This is a genomic window from Streptomyces sp. NPDC091682 (assembly GCF_044756625.1).
Lineage (GTDB): Bacteria > Actinomycetota > Actinomycetes > Streptomycetales > Streptomycetaceae > Streptomyces.
Genome location: NZ_JBIVTH010000005.1, coordinates 386,603 through 409,370, shown reverse-complemented (window position 1 = coordinate 409,370; position 22,768 = coordinate 386,603). Strand labels below are relative to the sequence as shown.

Genomic DNA, 22,768 nt, shown 5'->3' with positions numbered 1-22,768 from the left:
CGGCCCGGCCGTTTCCGCGGCCCCCGGCCGCTTTCCCGGCCCGGCCGTTTCCGCGGCCCCCGGCCGTTCCCTCGGCCGCCGCCGCACCCCGGGCGTCGCCCGGTTCCCCCTTCTGTAGATCCCCTGAGGAGCACAGTCATGTCCGCATCACTCGTCACCGCCGTGGAACTGTCGGTCAAGCCCGACCAGGTCGATGCCGCCGCCACCGCATGGAAGGCCCACCACGCCGCGTCGGCGTTCGAAGGCCGTGCCCTGTTCCGCAGCCTGGAGGGTTCCAGCCTCCTGGAGCTGGCCCCGCTCGCCGGCTGGGAACAGCTCGACGCCCTGCGCGCCGACTGGGAGCAGCTGTGGGAGACGCTGGCCCCGGCGGCCGAGGGCGACTTCCGCCGTCAGGTGCTGGGCTTCGTCGACGCGCCCAAGCCGGTCGACACCCCGCTGCCGCAGACGGCCTACGTGCAGATGCGCCACATCGAGGTGCCGCCGCGGGTGTACACCGCGTACCGCGCCTGGCGTGAGGAGACCATCTACGACGTGGTGCGCGGCGCCGACGAGGTCGAGGCCTTCGAGGCGTACCACTCGGTGCTGAGCACCGAACCCGGTGTCATGTTCGTCTCCGGGTTCAACTGCGACCCGGCCGAGTACAACGCGGTGTTCACCTCCCCGCGTTACCAGGAGATCGTCCGCCAGGCCGGTGACCGCTTCATCGCGGGCGGCGAGCGCGGTCTCTACACCACGATCTACGCCCGCGTGGCGTAGGCGCCGCACGCAGGCCCGTCGCAGAACCAGGAACCCGACCGGTCGCAGAACGAGGAACCGGCACCGGTCACAGAACGAGCAACCAGACGAGGAGGAGCGGATGGGACCGTCGCGCACCTACCAGCTGAGTCTCACCACCCAGGGACCGGCCTACCCGCCCAGCGAAGTGATGGACGAGAACGGCGACTTCGTCGTGATCGGTCGCATCAACCGTGACGACGGGGCGGGCGGCGTCTCGAACGGCTGGGGGTGCGCGATCGTCGCCGCCGACAGCCCGCTGCCGGAGTTCGGCAAGAACGAGCCGTACCGCATTGTCCGTGAACTGCCGGACCACCCGGGCCAGTTCAGCCCCGCCGACAACGCGATCGTGCTCCACACGCTGCCCCTGCCGCTGCCGTGCAGCAACTACCCGATGGTGTTCGCCCCCGAGCAGTTCCCGGACGCGTCCGAGGTCGTCCGCCCCAGCTATCCGTTCCACCAGGTCGCCGTGCCGGATCTGCGGGCGCAGGACGGGCCGAAGGTGACCGAACCGGTGACGCTCGGCACCTGGGGCCGGGCGCGCGGCGAGCTCGAGGTACGGCTGAGCGACGACAGGAAGTCCGGAGAGTTCGGCTTCGAGTTCTCCGGGATGCTGCCGAACAGCCTGTACACGGTGATGTCGCTGCGCGAGCACGACCTGGACCCGGCCGGGCCGACCCGGCCCGGACCGCTCGGAGTGCCCAACGCCTTCGTCACCGACCAGGACGGCAGGGGCCGCTATCGGGCCGTGCTGCCCGACCCCTTCCCGGCGCCCGGCACCGGCGGCAACCGCATCGTGAACGTCGTCGTGCTGTGGATGAGCTACCAGCAGAACTACGGCGGGGCGATCGGCCAGTTCGGTCTGGGCGGGGACATCCACGCGCAACTGAAGCTGCAGGGACCGAGCTTCGGCGAATTCATCACCACCGGCTGACGAGAGGAACGACCACCATGCCGATCATTTCCGTGACGACCTGGCCCAGCGAGGACGACGACAAGTGCCGTGAGCTCATGGAAGAGCTGACGGAGACCGTGCACCGGGTCACCGGGGCGCCGCGCGACCGGATCACCGTCTACGTCCAGGAGGTGCCGCGAAAGCGCTGGTCCGAAGGCGGCGCGCTGGGGTCCGACCCGGATTTCGCGCGGCTCAGCCGGGCCGGCGGCCTCTGACACCGCACGCTCCCGGCACCACCGGCGGCGGTCCCGGTGCTGGGCACGACGCCCGGCACCGGGACCGCACCACCCCGCACCAGGAAGGAACGCCGGCATGAGCACCCCCCGCCCCGGCACCGAGCACGACAACGACCACGACCGCATGGAGCGCGGGCTGCGGACGCTGCGCCGGATCGAGGCCACCGAGCGGCCCGGCATCCTCGACGGTTTCCAGGACGTGGCCCCCGGCTTCGGCGAGCTGGTCGTCGGCTTCGCCTTCGGCGACATCTGCTCCCGCCCGGACCTGGAGCTGCCCACCCGCCAGCTCGTCACCGTTGCGGCGCTCACCGCGCTGGGCAACGCCGCCCCGCAGCTGGAGTTCCACGTACGGGGCGCACGCAACGTCGGGTGCGACCGCCGCGAGATCGTCGAAACGGTCCTGTGGCTGAGCGGCTACACCGGTTTCCCCGCGACGCTGAAGGCGCTGGGCGTCGTCCGGTCCGTCTTCGCCGCCGAGGGGGCGGGCACGGACGCGCCGTCCGCCGAACGGTCCGAACGCGCGCTGCGAACGCTGCGCGCCCCCGACGGCGACGGCGGTGTCTGCGAGCAGGTGCTGGCCTCCGTGCGCGCCCTCGACCCGGCCCTCGCGGACGATCTCGTCGAGAGTGCCTTCGGCCACCTCGACCCCGTCACCTCGCGCGGCGGTCTCGACCCGCTCACCCGCGCCATCGTCTCCGTGGCCGCCTGCACCGCCCTGGGCACGCTCCGGCCGCAGCTCACGGCACAGGTGCACGCGATCCTCGACGCCGGCGGCACACCGCAGCACGCCGTCGAGACGATCCTGCAGATGGCCGTTTACGCCGGTGTCCCGGCGGCCGTGAACGGCCTCAACGCGGCGCGCGACGTCTTCCGCACGCGATGACCGCCGCCATCGAGCCGCTGCCGCCGCGCGGCGGCCCCGGAGCCCGATCCCGCATCAGAAGGAGGGACCCGTCATGACCTCTCGTTCCTACCTTGTCTTCGCCGACGTGGACGAGACCCTGATCCACTGCAAGAGCATGTTCGACTTCCTGCGGTACCACCTGACCGGCCGGCACGGCGCCGCGGGGACGGCCGAGTACGACCGGCTCCTCGCCGGCTTCCGGGAGGCCGCCGACTCCGGCACGCCGCGCGAGGAGATCAACCGCGCCTACTACGCCGCCTACGCGGGTGAATCCGTGGACACCATCGCCGCCTGGGGCGAGCGCTGGTTCGCGGCCCGCGCCGCGGACGGTCTGTTCATCGACACGACCCGGGACGCGCTGCGCGCCCACCGCGAGGCCGGCGCCGAAATCGTCCTGGTCTCGGGTTCGTTCCCCGCCTGCCTGGACCCCGTCGCACGGGCCGTCGGCGCCGGGCACCTGTTGTGCAGCCGCCCTCTCGTCGAGGCGGACGGCCCGACCGGACCGGGCGGTGGCGGTACCTACACGGGGCTGATCGAGACCCCGATGATCGGCGCGCAGAAGGCGGTCGCGGTCCGTCAACTGCTTGCCGCCCGGCCGGAGATCGACCCGCGGGACTGCTACGCCTACGGCGATCACCCATCCGACCTGCCGATGCTCGAATGCGTCGGCCACCCGGTCGCGGTCGGCGACGACCCCGTGCTGCGAGCCCTGCTCGACGCCCGGCCCTCCTCCACTCCTCTGGAGCACCAACTGTGACCGTGTACTCACCAGCAACGTCAACCATCGGCATCGTCGGATCCGGCTCGTACCTCCCGAGCGACATCGTGCCCAACTCCGAGGTCGCCGAACGGGCCGGGGTCACCCCCGAGTGGATCGTCCGCAAGACCGGCATTCGCGAGCGCCGCCACGCCGCGCCGCACGAAGCGACCTCCGACCTGGCCACCGCCGCCGCGCGGGCCGCCATGGACGACGCCGGGATCTCCGAACGCGACATCGCCTGGGTGATCGTGGCGACCTCCACCCCCGACTACCCGCAGCCGGCCACGGCCTGTCTGGTGCAGGACCGGATCGGCGCGAAGCAGGCCGCCGCCTTCGACATCAACGCCGTCTGCGCCGGCTTCGTCTTCGCCCTCCAGACCGGTGCCCAGCTGCTGGCCGGGATCAGCGAGCACAGCGAGGCCAAGTACGCACTGGTCGTGGGCGCGGACGTCTACTCGCGGATCCTGGACCACAGCGACCGCAAGACCGCGGTGCTGTTCGGCGACGGCGCGGGAGCCGTCGTACTCGGCCCGGCCCGGCCCGGATTCGGCATCGTCGGTACCGGCACCAGCACCGACGGCAGCCTCCACGCGCTGATCGGGGTCCAGGCGGGCGGCAGCCGCCACCCCGCCTCGGCCGGCACCCTCGCCAACGGCCAGCACTTCTTCAAGATGCAGGGGCGCGAGGTCCGCGACTTCGTCAACGAGCGCCTGCCGGCCGCCGTCCGAGGGGTGCTGGCCGCGCACGACGTGGATCCGGCCGCGGTCAGGCACTTCGTCCCGCACCAGGCCAACGGTGTGATGGTCGGCGAGGTCATCCCCAGCCTCGGGCTGCCCAACGCCCAGGCCCACCTGCCGGTCGACCTGCACGGCAACACCGGCGCCGCCTCGATACCGCTCGCGCTCGACCAGGCCAACCGGTCCGGCGCACTGCTGGACGGCGATCTGGTGCTGCTGGCCGGCTTCGGCGGCGGCATGGGGGTCGGCACGGCCCTGATCCGCTGGGACGCCGAGTCCCCCAAACACCTGCCGCGCGAGCGCGCGGCGCAGCTCGTGGGGAGCGTCGCCCGGTGAACGGATTCCCGCTGAGCCCCGCACACGCCTTCCGCTCCGCCCCCGTGTCCGACGCGCTGTGCGTCGTGCCCGGATGCGCGATCGCCCACTGGTCGATGGGACCCGACGTCCTGGACGCCGGCCCGTGCCCGCACGGCTGGAGTCCCCGCGCCCGGCCCGACCGCGACACCTCCGCCCTCGTCCTCACCCGAACCGGCCCCGACGGCCCGACCGATGTTTCACCCCAGGGAGACCGACAGCCATGACACCGACCTCAACCATTTCCGCCCGGGACGGACAGCGCACCGTCGCACCCGATCCCGGCGCCTCACCGCTGCGCGCCTGGCTGGCCGTGATCGCCCTCGGGCTGGGCACGTTCTCCTTCGTCACCACCGAGACGCTTCCCATCGGGCTGCTGCCGTCCATCGGCGCGGGCCTGGACGTCTCCGTGGGCACCGCCGGCTTCCTCGTCACCGGCTTCGCCGCCGTCGCCGCGATCACCGCGGCGCCGCTGACCACCCTGTGCGGGCGCATCGACCGCAAGTGGCTGCTGGCCGGACTCCTGGTGCTGTACGTCGCGGGCAACCTGCTGGCCGTGATCGCCAACTCCTACGGCGTGCTCCTGGGCGCCCGGGTGCTCGTGGCGCTCGCCCACGGCGTCTTCTGGTCGATCGCCGCGGCCATCGCGGTCCGTCTGGTCCCCGAGCGGCACGCCGTGCGGGCCACCGCCCTCGTCCTCGGCGGGATCTCGCTGGCCTCGGTGCTCGGCGTCCCGCTGGGCACCATGATCGGCCAGCGGTCCGGCTGGCACACCGCGTTCGCCGCCGTCGCCGCGATCGGCTTCGTCGTACTGGTCGCCGTGCTGTTCCTGCTGCCCAGCCTGCCCGCCCAGGGCGTCGGGAGCCTGGCCGCCCTGCCGCGCGTCCTGCGCAACAGCCGGCTGCGCGCCGCCGTCGGGGTCACCGCGCTGGTGATGATCGGCCACTTCCTCGCCTTCACCTACATCGCCCCGTACCTGGAGCAGGTCACCGGCATCAGCGAAGGCATGGTCGGTGTGCTGCTGCTGGTCTTCGGAGCCGCCGGATTCGCCGGCAACTTCGTCGCGGGCGCCGTCGTCGGCCGCTCGGTGCACGGCACCCTGGTGGGCGCGCTCGTCCTGATGGCCGGCTCGCTCGCCCTGCTGTGGGCCTTCGGCGACTCGCGGCCCGCGGCGATCACTCTGCTCGTCCTGTGGGGCCTGGCCTTCGCGGCCCTGCCCGTGGGCCTGCAGACCTGGGTGCTGCAGCTCGCCAAGGAAGAGTCCGACGCCGCCTCGTCGCTGTACGTGGCCGCCTTCAACGGCGCCATCGCCGTGGGGTCCCTGGCCGGCGGCCTCGTGGTGGACTCCGCCGCCGGACCGCGCGCCGTGACCGCCGTCGCCGCCGTGCTGACCGCCTGCGCCCTGCTCACCCTGGTGCTCTCCGCCCGCACCGAGCGCACCCGCACCCCCGCACCCGGCAGCAGCCTGACGAACGCCTGACCGCGCCATCGCGCACCACCGCGACACCATCGCGACGCACGCCGGCCGGCTCACGGCCTCCGACTGATCCACGAACACCCGACCCACGACCCGGCCGGAACGCGCGGCCGGAACGAAGGAGTGGCACCCCATGCACCAGCGCACCCTCGGCACCTCAGGACTCCAGGTCTCCGCGATCGGCCTCGGCTGCATGGGCATGTCGGCCTTCTACGGTACGAGCGACGACACTGAGTCGGTCGCCACGATCCGGCGCGCCCTCGACATCGGGGTGACGTTCTTCGACACCGCCGACGTCTACGCGGCCGGCCGGAACGAGGAACTGCTCGGCCGGGCCCTCAAGGGCCGCCGCGACGAGGCGGTGGTGGCGACCAAGTTCGGCATCCGCAGCATCGGGCCCGGTGGCACGGCCGGCGGCGCCGTCATCGACTCCAGTCCCGCCTACGCCCGGCAGGCCTGCGACGCGTCGCTGGCCCGGCTGGGCGTGGACACCATCGACCTCTACTACGTGCACCGCCGCAACCCCGACACACCGATCGAGGAGACCGTCGGGGCCATGGCCGAACTCGTCACGGCCGGAAAGGTCCGGCATCTGGGGCTGTCGGAGGTCAACGCGGACACCCTGCGCCGCGCCCACGCCGTCCACCCCATCACCGCCCTGCAGACGGAGTACTCGCTGTGGGAGCGTGATGTGGAGACCGACATCGCGCCCACAGCACGGGAGCTGGGCATCGGACTCGTGCCGTACTCACCGGTCGGCCGGGGTCTGCTCACCGGAGCCCTCACCTCGCTCGACCAACTGGACGCGGACGACTACCGCCGCACCGACCCGCGCTTCCAAGGCGAGAACCTCACGCGCAACCTCACCCTGGTCGAACGGGTCCGGGCCCTGGCCGACCGGATCGGCTGCACGCCGGTGCAGCTCGCCCTGGCCTGGCTGCTGACCCGTGGCCCGCAGGTCGCCCCGATTCCCGGCACCAGGCGCATCACCCGCCTGGAGGAGAACGCCGGCGCGGCCGACCTGACGCTCACCGCCGAACAGCTGGACGAGCTGGAGCAGGCCGTCCCGGCGACCGCGGTCGCCGGGGAGCGCTACGCCCCGGCGGCGCTGCGCCTGCTCAACACCTGACGTTCCGCCGGGCGCCGCACGGAGCCCGGCCGAGCCGGGTTTCCCGGGGCGCCGCCCCAGATCCCGCGCCACGCGCGAGGCCGAAACGGGCCGCGGCTACGACACCGGCAGGATCGCGTGGACGCGGTAGCCGCCGCCGTAGCGGGGGCCCGCGAAACAGGAGCCGCCCAGCGCGCCGGTGCGCTCCCGCATGCCGAGGAGGCCGTGGCCGCCGCCCGGGTCGGTCGGTTCCGGGGCCGGTTCGGCCGGCTCGGTCCCCTCGCCGCCGTCGTCGAGGACGGTCACCTCCACCGACGGCCCGACCCGGACCACGCTGACCTCGGCCCTCGCCCCCGGGCCCGCGTGCTTGCGGACGTTCGTCAGCGCCTCCTGGATCACCCGGTACGCCGCCAGGTCCACCGCCGCCGGCAGCACCCCAGGCAGCGCCCCCGGCTCGCCGTCCACCTGGACGATGACCTCCACCGGCAGCCCGGCGTGCCGGAAGGTGTCCACCAGCTCGTCCAGCACGCCGAGCCCCGGCGCGGGCTCCGTCGGCGCCTCCGGGTCGCCGGACTGCCGCAGCAGCCCGACCGTGGCGCGCAGTTCGTTCAGCGCCGACCGGCTGGCGTCCCGTACGTGCGCCAGCGCCTCCTTGGCCTGATCCGGGCGCTTGTCCATGACGTGCGCGGCCACCCCCGCCTGCACGTTGACCAACGCGATGTGATGGGCCACCACGTCGTGCAGGTCCCGGGCGATCCGCAGCCGCTCCTCGGCGACGCGCCGCCTGGCCTCTTCGTCCCGGGTCCGCTCGGCGCGCTCGGCCCGTTCCCGGATGGCGTCGACGAAGGCCCGCCGGCTGCGCACGGCGTCCCCGGCGGCCGAGGCCATCCCGGTCCAGGCGAAGATCCCGATGTTCTCCTGGGCGTACCAGGGGAGCGGCCCGGCGAGCATGGCCACGCCCGTCAGCCCCGCCATGGTGAGCAGCCCGATCCGCCAGGTCGTCGGCCGGTCGGTGTGGGCGGCCACCGTGTACAGGGCGATCACCGCGCACATGGCGACGGGCGCCCGTGGCTCCCCGGTGGTCAGCTCCAGCAGGGACAGCGCGCAGGTCACGGCGAGCACGGCGCGCGGGCGTCGGCGCCGGAACACCAGGGCGGCCGCGCCGAGCAGCATCAGCAGCAGCGAGAACGGCTCCGGGGTGCGCGTCCCGAAGGTGGGTCCGTGCGGCCCGTGCGGATCGGCGAAGGAGCCGACGACCATGGCGACGAACGCTCCGAACGCCAGCACGGCATCGGTGGCGAGCGGATGGGTCCGCATCCACTGCCGGGTGGGGGCGAACCGCCCGAGGTCTGTCGTCACCCGGATACGGTACGGCCTCATCAGCCGGTACCCCCTACGACGGGGGAGGGGGCCCCAGCGCGACGCGGGACCGCACCGGCCCCCAGCGCGCCCGCACCACGCACACCGCCATGACGGCGGTGATGGCCGCCAGGTGCTCCTTGCCCGCCAGGTTGTCCTTGACCAGCACCTCGCCGATCATCGCCAGGATCACCAGGGCGCCGGTCAGGTACGCCCGGTAGCGCCAGCAGAGGTAGATGGCGAGCCCCACCACCGCCGCCGAGGGCCCGGTGTCGTTGACGATCCGGTCGGACAGCGGCAGACCCAGGGGATGGTCCGGCCCGAGCGCGAGCCCGATCCGCGCGTACGTGGTCCCGGCGAGGGTGGCGACGTAGCCGATCAGCAGGGTGCGCCACCAGCCGATGCAGATCTCGGCGATGCCGAAGACGAGCAGGATCTGCGCGAGCGCCCCCCACACCGGCAGGTCCAGGGCGGGGACGAACAGGGACAGCGGGGTACGCAGGAGGGCCAGTCCGAGCGGGTCGGCGGCTTTGACCGATCCGAGGTTCTGGACCGGCTGGAACCCCCAGGAGGTGTTCTGCACGATCTGGAAGACCGAGGTCAGACAGACCGCGCCGATGGTCATCGGGATCGCCCGCCACTTGTCGCGGACGAGCGCGTCCCGGACGGTCCAGAACATGGGTCCCCACTCACGGCGGGCGAACTGCCGGAGTGGGGACGTGTTCCACGCTGTCAACGGCGGGTCTCCAGGTGTCTGCGGTGCAGCCACTTCGGAAGGCCGGGAGCCTCCAGGAAGCCCTCGGCCCGGCCGGCCGCGACACCGATCCGCAGCAGGTCCGAACTCTTCTCGAAGAGCATGAACCGCGGTTCCCAGATCGGCCGGTATTTGGCGTTGGCCCGGTAGAGGGACTCGATCTGCCACCAGCGGGAGAAGAAGCTGAGCAGCGAGCGCCACATCCGCAGCACCGGACCGGCGCCGAGCCGGGACCCGCGCTCGAAGACGGACCGGAACATCGCGAAGTTGAGGGAGACCTGGGTGACCCCGATCTCCTTGGAGCGCTCCAGGAGTTCGATGACCATGAACTCCATCAGGCCGTTCTCGGAGTCCCGGTCGCGGCGCATCAGGTCCAACGACAGCCCCTTGGGCCCCCACGGTACGAAGGACAACACGGCCCGCAGTTCGCCGTTGCCGTCGGTGCACTCCAGCATCACGCACTGGCCGTCCGCGGGGTCGCCCAGTCGGCCCAGCGCCATGGAGAAGCCGCGCTCGGTGGCGCCGTCCCGCCAGTCGTCGGCCCGGCGCACCAATTCGGCCATCTCGTCGGCCGGGATGTCGTCGTGGCGGCGGATGCGGACGGTGTACCCGGCCCGCTTGACGCGGTTGAAGGCCTGCCGGACGGTCCGCATGGCGCGGCCCTCCAGGGTGAACTCTGCGGTCTCGACGATCGCCTCGTCACCGAGTTCGAGGGCGTCCAGGCCGTGCCGGGCGTAGATCTGCCCGGCCTCCTCGCTCGCCCCCATCACGGCCGGTACCCAGCCGTGTTCGCGGGCCTCGGCCAGCCACGGATCGATGGCGCCCGGCCAGGCCTCGGGGTCGCCGATCGGGTCGCCGGAGGCCAGGGAGACCCCGCCGACGACGCGGTAGGTGACGGCGGCCTTGCCGGTGGGGGACCAGATGACGGACTTCTCGCGGCGCAGTGCGAAGTAGCCGAGCGAGTCGCGGTCGCCCTGGCGGGCCAGCAGCGCCCGCAGCCGCTCCTCGTCCTCCTCGCTGATCGGGTCGACGGCGCGGCGCGAGCGGAAGGCGGCGAACAGCACGGCGAGCAACAGCAGCATCGACATGACGTTGATGAAGACGTCCACCCAGCCGGGCGTGACGATCGCCTCGGAGGCCCGCTCGCCGGGCGTCAGGGTGATCAGCCGCATCACGCCGTACCACCAGCGCTCCGGGAAGGAGGCCTCGGCGCTGAGCGGGGAGGTGTTGGTGGCGCCGACGAGCAGCGCCGCGACCAGCGAGGTCAGCAGCAGGCCGACGGCGGCGACGGCGCTGGCGAGCGCGGGGTTGGAGCGGTCGCCCTTGGCGTAGAACTCGTGGCGGCCCAGCAGCAGGGCCCCCGTGAAGGCGGCGGTCAGGACCAGGGAGACCCAGTTCTGCGGGTGCTCGCGGATCTCCTCGTGGGTGGAGAGCGCGTAGGCGAGCAGCAGCGCCAGGAGGCCGCTGAGGACGAGGTTGAGGATCCAGGAGGCCCGCTTGCGGCGGCCGAGGGTGACGGCGAGCAGCAGCGTGAACAGCCCGGAGGCGAACCCCGCGGTGAGCATGTACGGGGTGTAGAAGTCCTCGATGTTGTGGCGCCTGAGGTCCTGCCCGAGCGAAACCCACACCGCGCTGAGGAAGTTGACGAAGGTGACGGCGCGCAGGTACCACACCGCGAAGGCGGCGCCGTGCCGCGAACGGGCGCTCCCCCGGCCGGTCTCCCGGCCGCTCCCCGCCGCCCTGCCGGCGGGGTCGCCGCCGGTCTCTTTCCTACCGGCTGACGGACCGGTTGCCGGTGCGGCGGTGCGGTCGGTCTCTGCGCTGGTCAAACGGACCTCTCCCATAAAAAGCGATCATATGGGGCGCAGCTGTCCGTGATTGCGCGGTCGGGGGCCTCGGCCGGGTCAGGACCGGGGGCCCCGGCGGCTCATTCCGTCGGCTCCTCCACCGCCCGCTCCGGGAGCTCCGCCGCGAGTGCGGCGGCCGCCTGGACGAGGGGAAGGGCCAGCAACGCCCCGGTACCTTCACCTACTGTGACGCCGTGATCGAGCACGGGGTTGAGCGCCATTCGGTCAAGTGCCTTCGCCTGACCCGGTTCGCCGCTGGCCTGTCCGGCCAGCCACCAGTCCGGAGCGCGGAACGCGGCCCGCTGGGCCACCAACCCGCACGCCGCCGAAACGACACCGTCAAGGATGACCGGAGTACGGCGCACCGCACACTGGAGGAGGAATCCGGTGATCGCGGCCACGTCCGCGCCGCCGACCGCGGCCAGCAGCGCCACCTGGTCGCCCAGGACCGGGCGGGCCCGGCGCAGCGCGTCGCGGATCGCCGCGCACTTGCGCATCCAGGCCAGGTCGTCGATGGGCAGGCCGCCGCGGCCGGTGACCACCGAGGCGTCGGTTCCGCACAGGGCGGCGACGAGGGTCGCGGCGACGGTGGTCCCGCCCACGCTCAGGTCACCGAGGACGACCAGGTCCGTTCCGGAGTCGGCCTCCTCGTCGGCGATCCGCATCCCGAGCCGCACCGCGGCCTCGGCCTCCTCGGCCGTCAGCGCGTCCTCCACGTCGATCCGGCCGCTGCCGCGCCGGACCCGGTGCCCGACCACGTCCGCCGGGAGCAGCTCGGGATCGCAGTCGAGCCCGGCGTCGACGATCCGTATGGTGGCGCCGAACCGGCCGGCCAGGACGGCCACGGGGCTGGCCCCGTCGAGGACGGCCCGCACCAGTTCGTGGCCGGTGGAAGCGGCCCGGGCGGAGACGCCCTCGGCGGCGATCCCGTGGTCGGCGGCGAACAGCACCACGCGGGGGCGCTCGATCGGTTTGACCGGAACCCGCCCCTGCGCGGCGGCGAGCCACTCGGCGAGTTCGTCGAGCCGGCCCAGCGCGCCGGGCGGGACGGCGAGGCGCTCACGGCGTTCCTCGGCGTCACGCCGGACGCCCCCGTCGGGACGCTCGATCAGATCGGAGAAGTCGTCGAGATTCAGCGTGCTCATCTGCCAGAGAGTACAGCCGGTAAGGCCCTCCCTCAGGCCTTCGGTGACCGACCGTCGGACTCCCCGTCGCCCCGCCACCGCGATGGCCGTTCCCCGCTATTCCTTGAGTACGGTCACCAGGCCCGCGACGACGAGGAGCACGTGCTCGCACTCGCCCGCGACGGCCGCGTTCAGCCGGCCCAGCTCGTCGCGGAAGCGGCGGCCGGCGGCGGTCGCCGGGACGACCCCCGAGCCGACCTCGTTGCTGACCAGCACCACCGGACGGCGGGTCGCGCGCACGGCCGCCACCAGCTCGGCGGTCCGCCCGGCGAGCTGCTGCGCTCCGCGCTCGGCCCACACCGCGTCGTCCCACGCCCCGGCCCGGTCCATCGCGTCCGTCAACCACAGCGCCAGGCAGTCGATCAGCAGCGGCGGCCCGTCGGCGGCCAGCAACGGAACCAGCTCGCACGTCTCCACCGTCCGCCAGCTCCCCGGCCGGCGCTCCCGGTGCAGGCCGATCCGCTGGGCCCATTCCGCGTCGCCGTCCCGGGTGCCGCCGGTGGCCACGTAGACCACCTCCGGGAAGGACTCCAGCCGCCGCTCCGCCTCCACGGACTTGCCGGAGCGGGCCCCGCCCAGCACCAGGGTCCGGCGCGGCAGGTCCGGTACCGCGCGGTACTCCCCGACGATCACGGTCGTCCCGTCCGGCAGCGCCCGGGCCCCGGCCGCCGCGCACCGGCGCTCGAGCTCCCGGCCCGGCGGGGTGTCGTGGTCCAGGTGGACGGCGATCACGTCCGTCGCCTGGCCGACGACGCCGCTCGCCCGAAGCCGCGCCAGCGCCTCGGGCCGGCCCAACACGTCCATGAGGACCATGTCGTACGGGCGCTGCCCCGCCCGGTCGGCGAGTCCGGACGGGGCCCCGCCCGGCGGCAGGTACAGCAGCCGGGCGCCGTCCGGACCGGTCACCTCGTACCCGGTGCCCGGCGCGTCCATCGGCACCGCCCGCACCCGGTGCCCGGAGATCACCGCGAGCTCCCGCCCGTCCGGCACCCGCCCGGCGGCCGGCAGCCCGGGCGGCAGCTCGACCGCGGGCCCGTCGTGCGGGTGGGTCAGCAGCACCTGCCGCACACCGGCCAGCGAATGCCCGGCCCGGGCACCCGCCAGCACCGCCCCGGGGGTCAGGTCCAGCAGCAGCGCCCCGTCGACGAGGACGGCGGTGGCGGCGCGCGAGCGCGAGCCGACGGAGACGGCGCAGGCCGCACACGGGCAGTCGGGGCGGGGCAGGCCTTCGGGAGTTCCGGTGCCGAGCAGAGTGAGTTCCACAGGATGATCCTCCCGCGTCGCCGAGACTGCTGCGCGCCCGGTTACTCTGCGGGCACACTCAGGACAGGAAGCGTGCGAGCAACGGAGGCGGACATGGCGTGGACGTGGCGGTTCGAGACGGCCGACGGCACCGAGACGAGCCCGTCGGTGGTACCCGAGGAGTTCACCACGCAGGGGGACGCGGAGTCCTGGATCGGCGAGTACTGGAAGGACCTGCTGGAAGGCGGCGTCGAGCAGGTGAAGCTGTCCGACGACGGCGGGACCGAGCTCTACACGATGAGCCTGCGCGCCGCCCTGGACGCGTAACCCTGCCCCGGGCCCGGCAGATCTAGGGCCGCAGTCGCAGTCGAAGAAGGGGCGGGCCGGGGGTTCTCCCCCCGGCCCGCCCCTTCCTCGTGCCTGTTCCGCGGGGCTAGCCCCGTACCCCGCAAAGGTGCAGCAGTGCCGCCACACCCCGGTAGGGGTCGCTCCGACCGGCCCGGTCCTCGGCGGCGAGCAGCTGCTCCAGCTCCTCGTCGGGCGGCAGGACCTCGCCCGCCTCGGTGCCGTCGGTGAAGACGCGGACGCCGTACCAGGACTGCAGCGGCGCACCGATCCCCGACAGGGTCGCCGTCAGTCCGGCCAGCCGGTCCGCGCGGACCTCGAGCCCCAGCCGGTTCGTGTAGTCGGTGCAGTCGAACGCGGCCAGCGCGCCCTTCCAGTCGCCGCCCAGTCCCGGCCGCATGGCGAGCGCGTCGCCGTTGCGCACGAGCAGGGACAGCAGTCCGCCCGGGGCCAGCATCCGGGCCAGCCCGGCCAGCATGGCGTCCGGTTCGGGCACGTACATCAGCACCCCGTGGCACAGCACCACGTCGAAACTGCCCGGCAGGAAGTGGGCGCCGGTCTCGCGCCCGTCCCCCTCGAGCAGGGTGACCCGGTCACGGATCCCCTCGGGCTCCGCGGCCAGCGCCTCACGGGCGACGGCCAGCATCCCGGGGTCCTGTTCCAGGCCCGTCACCTTGTGCCCGGCGCGGGCCAGCCGCAGTGCCTGCGTGCCCTGGCCCATGCCGACGTCGAGCACGCGCAGCCGCTGCCCGACCGGGAAGCGCTGCGCGATCTGCTCGTCCACCTGTCGGCCCACGAGCTCCTGACGGACCGCGTTGCGCAGTCCGCCCAGGCCCTCGAGCCACAGGCGTGCCCCCTCGGCGAAGCCTTCCCCCGACGCGCCGGGCGTCCCTCCGGTCAGGGCCGTTCCCCGCGCTTGACCTGAGGCTTCGGGAGACGGAGCCGGCGCATCTGGAGGGTGCGCATGAGGCCGTAGGCGATGGCGCCGCGGCGGGGCTCGTCCGGGAAGCGCGTGGCCAGGGCCTTGCGGAGGCGGAACACCAGGCCGATGGAGTCGAGCAGGATCAGGACGATCACGACGAGCCACAGCGTCAGCGCGATGCTCTGGACCGAGGTCTGCCGCACCATGCTCAGCACCAGGATGACCACCGCCAGGGGCAGGAACATCTCGGCGACCGAGTAGCGGGAGTCCACGTAGTCGCGGACGAACCGGCGGACGGGGCCCTTGTCACGGGTGGGCAGGTAACGCTCGTCGCCGTTGGCCAGCGCCTCGCGCTGCTTGGCCATCTCGGTGCGGCGACGCTCGCGGGCTCGCTTGGCATCCTCCTTGCGGTTGCCGGTCGAGGCCACCACGGCCTTGCGCTGCGACTGGGCCACAGCACGCTTCGGCGTAGGGCGGCCCTTCGGGGCCTGCGGGTCACGGGGCTGCGAGAGGTCGGCGCTCACCTTGTCGGTGGCGGCGGCCTTCTCTTCCTTGGAGGAGCGGCTACCAAACACAAAACCCAAGCCTACGTGGTTGCGGGCACGGGCCCCACCCCGCTGGGGAACGATCCGGCAACGGCGGGCGTCCTTCCTCTTGCACGGTCCGTGCGGTGGGCCCGTTCTCCTGGGATCACCTACTCCTTACGCCTGATGGGGCGGGGGCGTAGTCCTCCTGGAGGAGGAGCGCATCCGTACTCGAACAGTGCGGTAATGGAGGCAGGGCCCGTACTGTGGGTTCTGTCGGTGATCTGGAGCACAGTCCGTCTAGAAGGGGGCGCGCGAAGCCCATGAGCGGTGTCATGAAGCGTATGGGGATGATCTTCCGCGCGAAGGCGAACAAGGCCCTTGACCGGGCCGAGGACCCGCGCGAAACCCTCGACTACTCGTACCAGAAGCAGCTGGAGCTGCTGCAGAAGGTGCGCCGCGGGGTCGCGGACGTGGCGACCTCCCGCAAGCGCCTGGAACTTCAGCTGAACCAGCTCCAGGGGCAGTCCGCCAAGCTGGAGGACCAGGGCCGCAAGGCCCTCGCCCTGGGCCGCGAGGACCTGGCCCGCGAGGCCCTGTCCCGGCGCGCCTCGCTCCAGCAGCAGGTCAGCGACCTGGAGGTGCAGCACCAGACCCTGCAGGGCGAGGAGGAGAAGCTGACGCTGGCCGCCCAGCGGCTCCAGGCCAAGGTGGACGCCTTCCGCACGAAGAAGGAGACCATCAAGGCCACCTACACGGCGGCCCAGGCGCAGACCCGGATCGCGGAGTCCTTCTCCGGCATCTCCGAGGAGATGAGCGACGTCGGCCTGGCCATCCAGCGGGCCGAGGACAAGACCGCCCAGCTGCAGGCCCGCGCCGGTGCGATCGACGAGCTGCTGGCCTCCGGCGCGCTCGACGACCAGAGCGGCCTCGGCTCCAAGGACGACATCCAGGCCGAGCTGGACCGCCTCTCGGGCGGTACGGACGTGGAGCTGGAGCTCCAGCGCATGAAGGCCGAGCTGGCGGGCGGCCCGTCCGCCCAGCAGCAGGCCATCGAGGGCGGCGCGCAGGGCAACGGCCAGCAGCCGCAGGCTCCGCACCGGTTCGACAAGCAGTAGGACGGGGCCCGTCATGATCGTCCGCATCATGGGGGAAGGTCAGGTGGAAGTGGCCGACAGCCACTTCCCCGAGCTGAACGAGCTCGACGACGAACTGCTCGCGGAGCTGGAGGGCGGTGACGAGGAGGGCTTCCGGCGGACCCTGGGCGCACTGCTCGACGCCGTACGGCGACTCGGCACACCGCTCCCGGACGATGCGCTGGAGCCGTCCGAGCTGATCCTCCCCGGTGACGAAGCCGCCCTGGACGAGGTCAGGGAGATGCTCAGCGACGACGGACTGATCCCGGGCTGAGCCCGGGCCGGGTACACCGACGCCATGGCGGCGGGCTCTCCCCCTTTCGAAGGGGGGAGAGCCCGCCGTCGTCGTCGTCAGTGCGGGGGCGGCTTCTCCAGGGAGACCGCCTGGTCCGGATCGGAGTCCGGGCCGTGTTCCGGGCCGTGTCCCAGGCCGCGGTCCGGGCCGTGGTCCGGGTCCGGGGTCCCGCCGATGAAGTTCTCGAACCTGCGGCGCGGCCCCGCCCAGCGCCGGTCGTGGTGGAAGGCGCGCAGCCCGGCCTTGGCCCGGGCGCGCGGCCGGTTCGCGTAGAACCTCTTCGCGTACGGGGATCCGGGCCGGGCCAGCCGGATCGCGCCCACGAGCGCCACGAGGGGCACGACCAGGCCGAAGAGCGCGGTGCGCGCCTTGCCCTTCCACAGGGCGAGCAGGGAGAGGCAGAAGTTGGTGGCCCCGTTCATGACCACCAGGCCGCGGCTCTGGCGCTCCTCGGTCGACAGGTCGTTCACCCCGAAGGGCACGAAACCGCCGATGACCAGGGCCACGACGGCGGCCGTGATGACCACGAGCTCCACGCTCTTGCGGCCCTGCTCGCTCCAGTAGACGTCGTCGAGGTGCAGGATCAGCGCGAACTCGTCCAGGACCAGGCCCGCACCCAGCCCGAAGATCACGGCCGAGACGTACGCGCCGAAGCCGTACCGGCCGCTGCCGACCGCGCCGAAGCCGCCGATGATCACGAGGATCACGCCCGGCACCACGTGGTGGATGTGCAGACCTCCCGGGGTGACGTTCCCGAAGGGCCCCCGGCCGGCCCGGATCATCCGGGTGATTACACGGGTGACCAGGAACGACATCACGAAGGAGAGCAGGGCGAGCAGGAGCGGCAGCTTCCCCGGTTCGACGATATTCCGATACCACCAGTGACCCATCCCACTGACTCCCTATTTGGCATGTAATGGGTAATTTACCGCTCGCGTGGAGCGGGTACCGTTCCCGCCGATGACAGATTCGTACGACGGCCCGCCCCCGATGCCGCCCCCGGAACGCGCCTCGTTCCGCGACGGCCTCCGTTTCGCGTTCGGCACGCTCACCGTGCTGCCCGCCCGCATCACCCGCTGGGACCGTCCCGCCGCCCGTACCGGAATGGCCTGCGCCCCGCTCGCTGGGCTGGTCGTGGGCGTGCTCGCGGCCCTGCCCGGAGCGCTCCTGCTGCTGCTCGGCGGGGGACCGCTGCTCGCCGCGGCCGTCACCGTCGCCGTACCGGCCGCACTGACCCGGGGACTGCACCTCGACGGCCTCGCCGACACGGCCGACGGCCTCGGCAGCGCCAAACCCGCCGACGAGGCCCTGCGGATCATGAAGCAGTCCGACATCGGCCCCTTCGGCGTCGTGGCCCTGGTGTTCGTGCTGCTCCTGCAGGTCGCCGCGCTGTCCGACATCTACGCCGACAGCTGGATCCGCGGCGCCCTCGCCGCCGTGGTCGCCGCCGTCGCGGCCCGCGTCGCCATGACCCTGGCCTGCCGGGAAGGGGTCCCGGCGGCCCGCCCCGGAGGGCTCGGGGCAGCCGTCGCCGGGGTGGTCCCGCGCCGCGCCGCCGTCCTGATCGCCGTGCTCACCGTCGCCCTGGCCGCGGCAGCCGCACTCCCGCTGGGCCTGACCGCCGTCGGCCGGAGCGCGGCGGCGGTCCTGGCCGCCCTGCTCGCCGCGCAGCTGCTGCTCCGCCGCTGCGTACGCCGCTTCGACGGGGTCACCGGTGACGTCTTCGGCGCCCTCGCGGAGGTCGCGGCGACCACCGCCCTGATCGTCCTCGCCCTGGGCTGAGCCCGGCCGGGCGGGCCCGCGTACCCTCACCCCGCGTACCCTCACCCCGTGGACCAACATGCGACGGACCTGCCCTCCGCCGCGCCCGTCAGGGTGCTGCTCGCCGACGACCAGGCGCTGCTGCGCAGCGCCTTCAAGGTGCTCGTCGACTCCGAGCCCGACATGGAGGTCGTCGGGGAGGCCTCCGACGGGGCACAGGCCTTTGAACTCGCCCGCCGGATGCGTCCCGACGTCGTCCTCATGGACATCCGGATGCCCGGCACCGACGGGCTCGCCGCCACCCGCATGATCAGCGCGGACCCGGAACTCGCCGCCGTGCGCGTGGTGATGCTCACGACCTTCGAGGTCGACGAGTACGTGGTCTCGGCCCTGCGGGCCGGCGCCTCCGGCTTCCTCGGCAAGGGGGCCGAACCCGAGGAGCTGCTCAACGCGATCCGCGTCGCCGCGGCCGGCGAGGCGCTGCTCTCCCCGGCCGCCACCAAAGGGCTCATCGCCACCTTCCTCGCCCAGGGCGGCGGCGCCGATCCGGCAGCCGCCGGGGCCTCGGCCGGGGCGCACGCGCAGCGGCTCGCCGCGCTGACCGTCCGGGAGCGCGAGGTCCTCGTACACGTCGCGGCCGGACTGTCGAACGACGGGATCGCCGGGCGGTTGGAGGTCAGCCCGCTGACCGTCAAGACCCACGTGAACCGGGCCATGGCGAAGCTCGGCGCCCGCGACCGGGCCCAATTGGTGGTCATTGCCTACGAATCGGGACTGGTCCGCCCGCGCGCGGAGTAGTGCCGCTCCGTACGACGTACTCCAGACGCGGTATGCCGCACATAAGGACGGCACCTGCGAGCGACGAAACGTGGCACCCCGGTGCGACAGGGTAGGAGTGCCCTCGCGTTCGTCACTGCAGAGAGATCTCATACCCATGACCTGGCTGTCCCGCTTCAGCCTGGCCCAAAGGGCCCTGGTCGGCCTCGTGTCGATCGTCGCGCTCCTCTTCGGCGCCATAGCCATCCCGCAGCTCAAGCAGCAGCTGCTGCCCTCCATCGAATTGCCGATGGTGTCCGTGCTCGCGCCGTACCAGGGCGCCTCGCCCGACGTGGTCGAGAAGCAGGTCGTCGAACCGATCGAGGCCATGCTCAAGGGTGTCGACGGCATCACCGGCATCACCTCCACCGCCAGCGAGGGCAACGCCCTCATCATGGCCACCTTCGACTACGGCGACAGCGGCACCAAGCAGCTCGTCGCGGACGTCCAGCAGGCCGTGAACCGGGCCCGTGTCCGGCTGCCCGCCGAGGTGGACCCGCAGGTCGTCGCCGGTTCCACCGACGACATCCCGACCGTCATCCTGGCCGTCACCGCCGACAAGGACCAGCAGGCGCTCGCCGACCAGCTGGAACGATCCGTCGTCCCCGTCCTGTCGGACATCGAGGGCGTCGGCCAGGTCACCGTCGACGGCGTCCAGGACCTCCAGGTCACCGTCACCCCCGACAACGCCAAGCTCGCGGCGGCCGGCCTCGACGGCGCCTCCCTCGCCCAGGGCCTCCAAGCGGGCGGCGCCGCCGTTCCCGCCGGCTCCTTCGACGAGGCCGGCAAGAACCGCACCGTCCGCGTGGGCAACGGCTTCACTTCCCTCGCCCAGGTCGAGGACCTGCGGCTGACCCCCGGCCCGGGCAAGCCGGCCGTCCGCCTCGCCGACGTCGCCACCGTCAAGCAGGAGCCGGCCAAGGCCGTCTCCATCACCCGCACCAACGGCAAGCCCAGCCTCGCCCTCGTCCTGACCATGGACAAGGACGGTAGCGCGGTCGCCATCTCCGACGCGGTCAAGGACAAGCTGCCCGAGCTGCGCACCGCGCTCGGTGCCGGCGCCGACCTGACCGTCGTCAGCGACCAGGGCCCGGCCGTCGCCAAGTCCATCTCCAGCCTCACCACCGAAGGCATGCTCGGCCTGCTCTTCGCGGTGATCGTGATCCTGGTCTTCCTGGCCTCGCTGCGCTCGACGCTGGTCACGGCGGTCTCCATCCCGCTGTCCGTCGTCCTCGCGCTCATCGTGCTGTGGACCCAGGACCTGTCGCTGAACATGCTGACCCTGGGCGCCCTCACCATCGCCATCGGCCGCGTGGTCGACGACTCGATCGTGGTCCTGGAGAACATCAAGCGCCACCTCGGTTACGGCGAGGAGCGCGAGGCCGCGATCATCACCGCGGTCAAGGAGGTCGCCGGGGCGGTCACCTCCTCCACCCTCACCACCGTCGCCGTCTTCCTGCCGATCGGCCTCACCAGCGGCATGATCGGCGAGCTCTTCGGCTCCTTCTCGCTCACCGTCACCGCGGCCCTGCTGGCCTCGCTGCTCGTGTCGCTGACGGTCGTACCGGTGCTCTCGTACTGGTTCCTGAGCGCGCCCAAGGGCGTCGAGCCCGGGAACGCCGAGAGCGCGGCCAAGGCGCGCCGCGAAGCCGAGGAGAAGGAGGCGCGCAGCCGCCTCCAGCTCTTCTACGTCCGCGTGCTGGGCTTCGCCACCCGGCGCCGGGTGACCAGTGTGGCCATCGCGGTGGTCGTCCTGATCGCCACCTTCGGGATGACCCCGCTGCTGAAGACCAACTTCTTCGACCAGGGCGAGCAGGAGGTCCTGACGGTCAAGCAGGAGCTCGCCCCCGGCACCTCGCTGGCCGCCTCCGACGAGGCGAGCCGCAAGATCGAGCAGGTGCTCGCCTCGGTCGACGGGGTCAAGAGCTACCAGGTCACCGTCGGCTCCTCCGGCTTCCTCGCGGCCTTCGGCGGCGGTACGGGCTCCAACCAGGCCTCGTACCAGGTCAGCCTGAAGGACTCCGACAAGGCGGACGCCGTCAAGAAGGGCATCGAGGGCAAGCTGGCCGCTCTCGACGGCATCGGCGAGACCCGCATCGTGGCGGGCGACGGCTTCGGCAACCAGAACCTCAGCGTGGTCGTCAAGGCCGGTGACGGCAAGGTCCTCGCCGAGGCCGCCGAGCAGGTCCGCGCCGAGGTCGCGAAGCTCAAGAACGTCGCCGACGTGCAGAGCGACCTGTCCCAGTCCGTGCCCCGCATCTCCGTGACCGCCACCCCCAAGGCGGCCGAGGCCGGCCTGGACCAGGCCGCGCTCGGCGCGATCGTCGCGCAGGCCGTCCGGGGCAACCCGGCGGGCAAGGCCGTACTCGACGACACCGAGCGGGACATCGTCATCAGGTCCGCGCAGCCGGCCACCACCCTGGCCGAACTGCAGGCGCTCCCCGTCGGCCCGGTCAAGCTCGGCGACATCGCCGAGGTCAAGGAAGTCCCCGGCCCGGTCGCGATGACCCGGATCGACGGCGCCCGCGCCGCCACCGTCACCGCACGGCCGCTCGGCGACAACACCGGCGCGGTCAGCACCGAACTGCAGACCAAGCTCAAGGCCCTGGACCTGCCGGAGGGCGCCACCGCATCCATCGGCGGTGTCTCCGAGGACCAGGACGAGGCCTTCGGCTCGCTGGGCCTGGCCATGCTCGCGGCCATCGCGATCGTGTTCATGCTGCTGGTCGCGACCTTCCGGTCGCTGGTCCAGCCGCTGATCCTGCTGGTCTCCATCCCGTTCGCGGCGACCGGCGCGCTCGGCCTGCTCATCGCCACCGGCACCCCGATGGGCGTCCCGGCCATGATCGGCATGCTGATGCTCATCGGCATCGTCGTGACCAACGCGATCGTCCTGATCGACCTGGTCAACCAGTACCGCGCGCAGGGCCTGGACGTCGTGGAAGCGGTCATCGAGGGCGGCCGGCACCGGCTGCGCCCGATCCTGATGACGGCCCTGGCGACGATCTTCGCGCTGCTCCCGATGGCGCTGGGCGTCACCGGCGAGGGCGGCTTCATCTCGCAGCCGCTCGCGGTCGTGGTGATCGGCGGCCTGGTCAGCTCCACCCTGCTGACGCTGCTGCTCGTGCCGACCCTCTACACGATGGTCGAGCTCCGCAAGGAGCGCCGCCGCGCCAAGCGCGCGGCGAAGCGCGGGGCCAAGCTGAGGGTGATCTCCCCCAGCGGGTCCAGCGAGTCCAGCGAGGAAGAGACCCCGGCCAACGCCTGACCGGGTGGGG

23 protein-coding genes are annotated in these 22,768 nt (G+C 72.6%); 15 read left to right on the top strand and 8 right to left on the bottom strand.

Features of this window, described 5'->3' with window-relative positions; translation table 11 throughout:
• Window positions 1-138 precede the first annotated feature (138 nt).
• The 9 genes from ACIQK6_RS14985 (at window position 139) to ACIQK6_RS14945 (ending at window position 7,326) form a co-directional block, all read left to right on the top strand.
• Window positions 139-756 (top strand): hypothetical protein, encoded by a 618-nt coding sequence (locus ACIQK6_RS14985; protein WP_402694916.1) that lies wholly within the window; start codon window positions 139-141, stop codon window positions 754-756.
• 100 nt (window positions 757-856) lie between these two features.
• Window positions 857-1,708, top strand: a complete 852-nt coding sequence (locus ACIQK6_RS14980) for a hypothetical protein (RefSeq protein ID WP_329102757.1) — start codon at window positions 857-859, stop codon at window positions 1,706-1,708.
• A 17-nt stretch (window positions 1,709-1,725) separates the two neighbouring features.
• Window positions 1,726-1,944, top strand: coding sequence for a tautomerase family protein (locus ACIQK6_RS14975; RefSeq protein ID WP_329102759.1), 219 nt, complete (start codon window positions 1,726-1,728; stop codon window positions 1,942-1,944).
• Window positions 1,945-2,041: 97 nt separating this feature from the next.
• The gene (locus ACIQK6_RS14970) at window positions 2,042-2,848 is read left to right on the top strand and encodes a carboxymuconolactone decarboxylase family protein (protein ID WP_402694915.1); all 807 of its coding nucleotides are present in this window, start codon (window positions 2,042-2,044) and stop codon (window positions 2,846-2,848) included.
• Window positions 2,849-2,921: 73 nt separating this feature from the next.
• Window positions 2,922-3,626 carry an HAD-IB family hydrolase gene (locus ACIQK6_RS14965; protein ID WP_329102764.1) on the top strand — a complete coding sequence of 235 codons (705 nt, stop codon included), beginning with the start codon at window positions 2,922-2,924 and terminating at the stop codon, window positions 3,624-3,626.
• Between the two features lie 2 nt (window positions 3,627-3,628).
• The gene (locus ACIQK6_RS14960; protein WP_329102766.1) at window positions 3,629-4,702 is read left to right on the top strand and encodes a beta-ketoacyl-ACP synthase 3; all 1,074 of its coding nucleotides are present in this window, start codon (window positions 3,629-3,631) and stop codon (window positions 4,700-4,702) included.
• Entirely contained in the window at window positions 4,699-4,947 is a 249-nt protein-coding gene (locus tag ACIQK6_RS14955; RefSeq protein WP_329102768.1) for a hypothetical protein, read from the top strand. The genes ACIQK6_RS14960 and ACIQK6_RS14955 overlap by 4 nt, the downstream gene beginning before the upstream one ends.
• On the top strand, window positions 4,944-6,200 hold the full coding sequence (locus ACIQK6_RS14950; RefSeq protein ID WP_329102769.1) for an MFS transporter: 1,257 nt from the start codon (window positions 4,944-4,946) through the stop codon (window positions 6,198-6,200). The genes ACIQK6_RS14955 and ACIQK6_RS14950 overlap by 4 nt, the downstream gene beginning before the upstream one ends.
• A gap of 130 nt (window positions 6,201-6,330) precedes the next feature.
• A complete protein-coding gene (locus ACIQK6_RS14945) occupies window positions 6,331-7,326 on the top strand; it encodes an aldo/keto reductase (RefSeq protein ID WP_329102772.1) in 996 nt (331 codons plus the stop codon).
• A 96-nt stretch (window positions 7,327-7,422) separates the two neighbouring features.
• On the opposite strand, the gene ACIQK6_RS14940 is transcribed toward ACIQK6_RS14945, so the two are convergent.
• The 5 genes from ACIQK6_RS14940 to ACIQK6_RS14920 form a co-directional block, all read right to left on the bottom strand.
• Window positions 7,423-8,664, bottom strand: a complete 1,242-nt coding sequence (locus ACIQK6_RS14940; RefSeq protein ID WP_402694914.1) for a sensor histidine kinase — start codon at window positions 8,662-8,664, stop codon at window positions 7,423-7,425.
• A gap of 34 nt (window positions 8,665-8,698) precedes the next feature.
• Window positions 8,699-9,343, bottom strand: coding sequence for a hypothetical protein (locus ACIQK6_RS14935; protein WP_329102774.1), 645 nt, complete (start codon window positions 9,341-9,343; stop codon window positions 8,699-8,701).
• Between the two features lie 53 nt (window positions 9,344-9,396).
• Window positions 9,397-11,262, bottom strand: coding sequence for a phosphatidylglycerol lysyltransferase domain-containing protein (locus ACIQK6_RS14930; protein WP_402694913.1), 1,866 nt, complete (start codon window positions 11,260-11,262; stop codon window positions 9,397-9,399).
• 83 nt (window positions 11,263-11,345) lie between these two features.
• Window positions 11,346-12,410, bottom strand: a complete 1,065-nt coding sequence (gene cobT, locus ACIQK6_RS14925; protein ID WP_329102777.1) for a nicotinate-nucleotide--dimethylbenzimidazole phosphoribosyltransferase — start codon at window positions 12,408-12,410, stop codon at window positions 11,346-11,348.
• 96 nt (window positions 12,411-12,506) lie between these two features.
• A complete protein-coding gene (locus ACIQK6_RS14920) occupies window positions 12,507-13,712 on the bottom strand; it encodes a bifunctional adenosylcobinamide kinase/adenosylcobinamide-phosphate guanylyltransferase (RefSeq protein WP_329102779.1) in 1,206 nt (401 codons plus the stop codon).
• Window positions 13,713-13,805: 93 nt separating this feature from the next.
• Between ACIQK6_RS14920 and ACIQK6_RS14915 the strand changes: the two genes are divergently transcribed.
• On the top strand, window positions 13,806-14,018 hold the full coding sequence (locus tag ACIQK6_RS14915; protein WP_030011614.1) for a hypothetical protein: 213 nt from the start codon (window positions 13,806-13,808) through the stop codon (window positions 14,016-14,018).
• A gap of 106 nt (window positions 14,019-14,124) precedes the next feature.
• Here the strand turns inward: ACIQK6_RS14915 and ACIQK6_RS14910 are convergent, their stop codons facing one another.
• Together ACIQK6_RS14910 and ACIQK6_RS14905 are read right to left on the bottom strand one after the other, a co-directional pair.
• Complete coding sequence (locus ACIQK6_RS14910) at window positions 14,125-14,883, bottom strand: methyltransferase domain-containing protein (RefSeq protein ID WP_329107999.1); 759 nt, start codon at window positions 14,881-14,883, stop codon at window positions 14,125-14,127.
• A gap of 50 nt (window positions 14,884-14,933) precedes the next feature.
• A complete protein-coding gene (locus ACIQK6_RS14905) occupies window positions 14,934-15,542 on the bottom strand; it encodes a DUF3043 domain-containing protein (RefSeq protein ID WP_329102781.1) in 609 nt (202 codons plus the stop codon).
• Window positions 15,543-15,805: 263 nt separating this feature from the next.
• Here ACIQK6_RS14905 and ACIQK6_RS14900 point away from each other — a divergent pair, with 263 nt between their 5' ends.
• Together ACIQK6_RS14900 and ACIQK6_RS14895 are read left to right on the top strand one after the other, a co-directional pair.
• The gene (locus ACIQK6_RS14900) at window positions 15,806-16,600 is read left to right on the top strand and encodes a PspA/IM30 family protein (protein WP_202201873.1); all 795 of its coding nucleotides are present in this window, start codon (window positions 15,806-15,808) and stop codon (window positions 16,598-16,600) included.
• Between the two features lie 13 nt (window positions 16,601-16,613).
• The gene (locus ACIQK6_RS14895) at window positions 16,614-16,892 is read left to right on the top strand and encodes a hypothetical protein (RefSeq protein ID WP_329102783.1); all 279 of its coding nucleotides are present in this window, start codon (window positions 16,614-16,616) and stop codon (window positions 16,890-16,892) included.
• Window positions 16,893-16,969: 77 nt separating this feature from the next.
• Here ACIQK6_RS14895 and ACIQK6_RS14890 read toward each other — a convergent pair whose 3' ends face one another.
• On the bottom strand, window positions 16,970-17,803 hold the full coding sequence (locus ACIQK6_RS14890; RefSeq protein WP_402694912.1) for a hypothetical protein: 834 nt from the start codon (window positions 17,801-17,803) through the stop codon (window positions 16,970-16,972).
• A 70-nt stretch (window positions 17,804-17,873) separates the two neighbouring features.
• Between ACIQK6_RS14890 and cobS the strand changes: the two genes are divergently transcribed.
• The 3 genes from cobS (at window position 17,874) to ACIQK6_RS14875 (ending at window position 22,758) form a co-directional block, all read left to right on the top strand.
• Entirely contained in the window at window positions 17,874-18,695 is an 822-nt protein-coding gene (gene cobS, locus ACIQK6_RS14885) for an adenosylcobinamide-GDP ribazoletransferase (protein WP_329102787.1), read from the top strand.
• Between the two features lie 48 nt (window positions 18,696-18,743).
• A complete protein-coding gene (locus ACIQK6_RS14880) occupies window positions 18,744-19,472 on the top strand; it encodes a response regulator transcription factor (RefSeq protein ID WP_327385876.1) in 729 nt (242 codons plus the stop codon).
• 136 nt (window positions 19,473-19,608) lie between these two features.
• Window positions 19,609-22,758, top strand: coding sequence for an efflux RND transporter permease subunit (locus tag ACIQK6_RS14875; protein WP_402694911.1), 3,150 nt, complete (start codon window positions 19,609-19,611; stop codon window positions 22,756-22,758).
• Window positions 22,759-22,768: the final 10 nt, after the last annotated feature.

Bases quoted from the DNA above. Each gene is read 5' to 3' on its own strand.
- ACIQK6_RS14890 (WP_402694912.1), bottom strand. From the start codon at position 17,803: ATGGGTCACTGGTGGTATCGGAATATCGTCGAACCGGGGAAGCTGCCG.
- ACIQK6_RS14950 (WP_329102769.1), top strand. From the start codon at position 4,944: ATGACACCGACCTCAACCATTTCCGCCCGGGACGGACAGCGCACCGTC.
- ACIQK6_RS14900 (WP_202201873.1), top strand. From the start codon at position 15,806: ATGAGCGGTGTCATGAAGCGTATGGGGATGATCTTCCGCGCGAAGGCG.
- cobS (WP_329102787.1), top strand. From the start codon at position 17,874: ATGACAGATTCGTACGACGGCCCGCCCCCGATGCCGCCCCCGGAACGC.
- ACIQK6_RS14945 (WP_329102772.1), top strand. From the start codon at position 6,331: ATGCACCAGCGCACCCTCGGCACCTCAGGACTCCAGGTCTCCGCGATC.
- cobT (WP_329102777.1), bottom strand. From the start codon at position 12,410: ATGAGCACGCTGAATCTCGACGACTTCTCCGATCTGATCGAGCGTCCC.
- ACIQK6_RS14895 (WP_329102783.1), top strand. From the start codon at position 16,614: ATGATCGTCCGCATCATGGGGGAAGGTCAGGTGGAAGTGGCCGACAGC.
- ACIQK6_RS14970 (WP_402694915.1), top strand. From the start codon at position 2,042: ATGAGCACCCCCCGCCCCGGCACCGAGCACGACAACGACCACGACCGC.
- ACIQK6_RS14985 (WP_402694916.1), top strand. From the start codon at position 139: ATGTCCGCATCACTCGTCACCGCCGTGGAACTGTCGGTCAAGCCCGAC.
- ACIQK6_RS14965 (WP_329102764.1), top strand. From the start codon at position 2,922: ATGACCTCTCGTTCCTACCTTGTCTTCGCCGACGTGGACGAGACCCTG.
- ACIQK6_RS14980 (WP_329102757.1), top strand. From the start codon at position 857: ATGGGACCGTCGCGCACCTACCAGCTGAGTCTCACCACCCAGGGACCG.
- ACIQK6_RS14975 (WP_329102759.1), top strand. From the start codon at position 1,726: ATGCCGATCATTTCCGTGACGACCTGGCCCAGCGAGGACGACGACAAG.
- ACIQK6_RS14915 (WP_030011614.1), top strand. From the start codon at position 13,806: ATGGCGTGGACGTGGCGGTTCGAGACGGCCGACGGCACCGAGACGAGC.
- ACIQK6_RS14935 (WP_329102774.1), bottom strand. From the start codon at position 9,343: ATGTTCTGGACCGTCCGGGACGCGCTCGTCCGCGACAAGTGGCGGGCG.
- ACIQK6_RS14930 (WP_402694913.1), bottom strand. From the start codon at position 11,262: ATGGGAGAGGTCCGTTTGACCAGCGCAGAGACCGACCGCACCGCCGCA.
- ACIQK6_RS14875 (WP_402694911.1), top strand. From the start codon at position 19,609: ATGACCTGGCTGTCCCGCTTCAGCCTGGCCCAAAGGGCCCTGGTCGGC.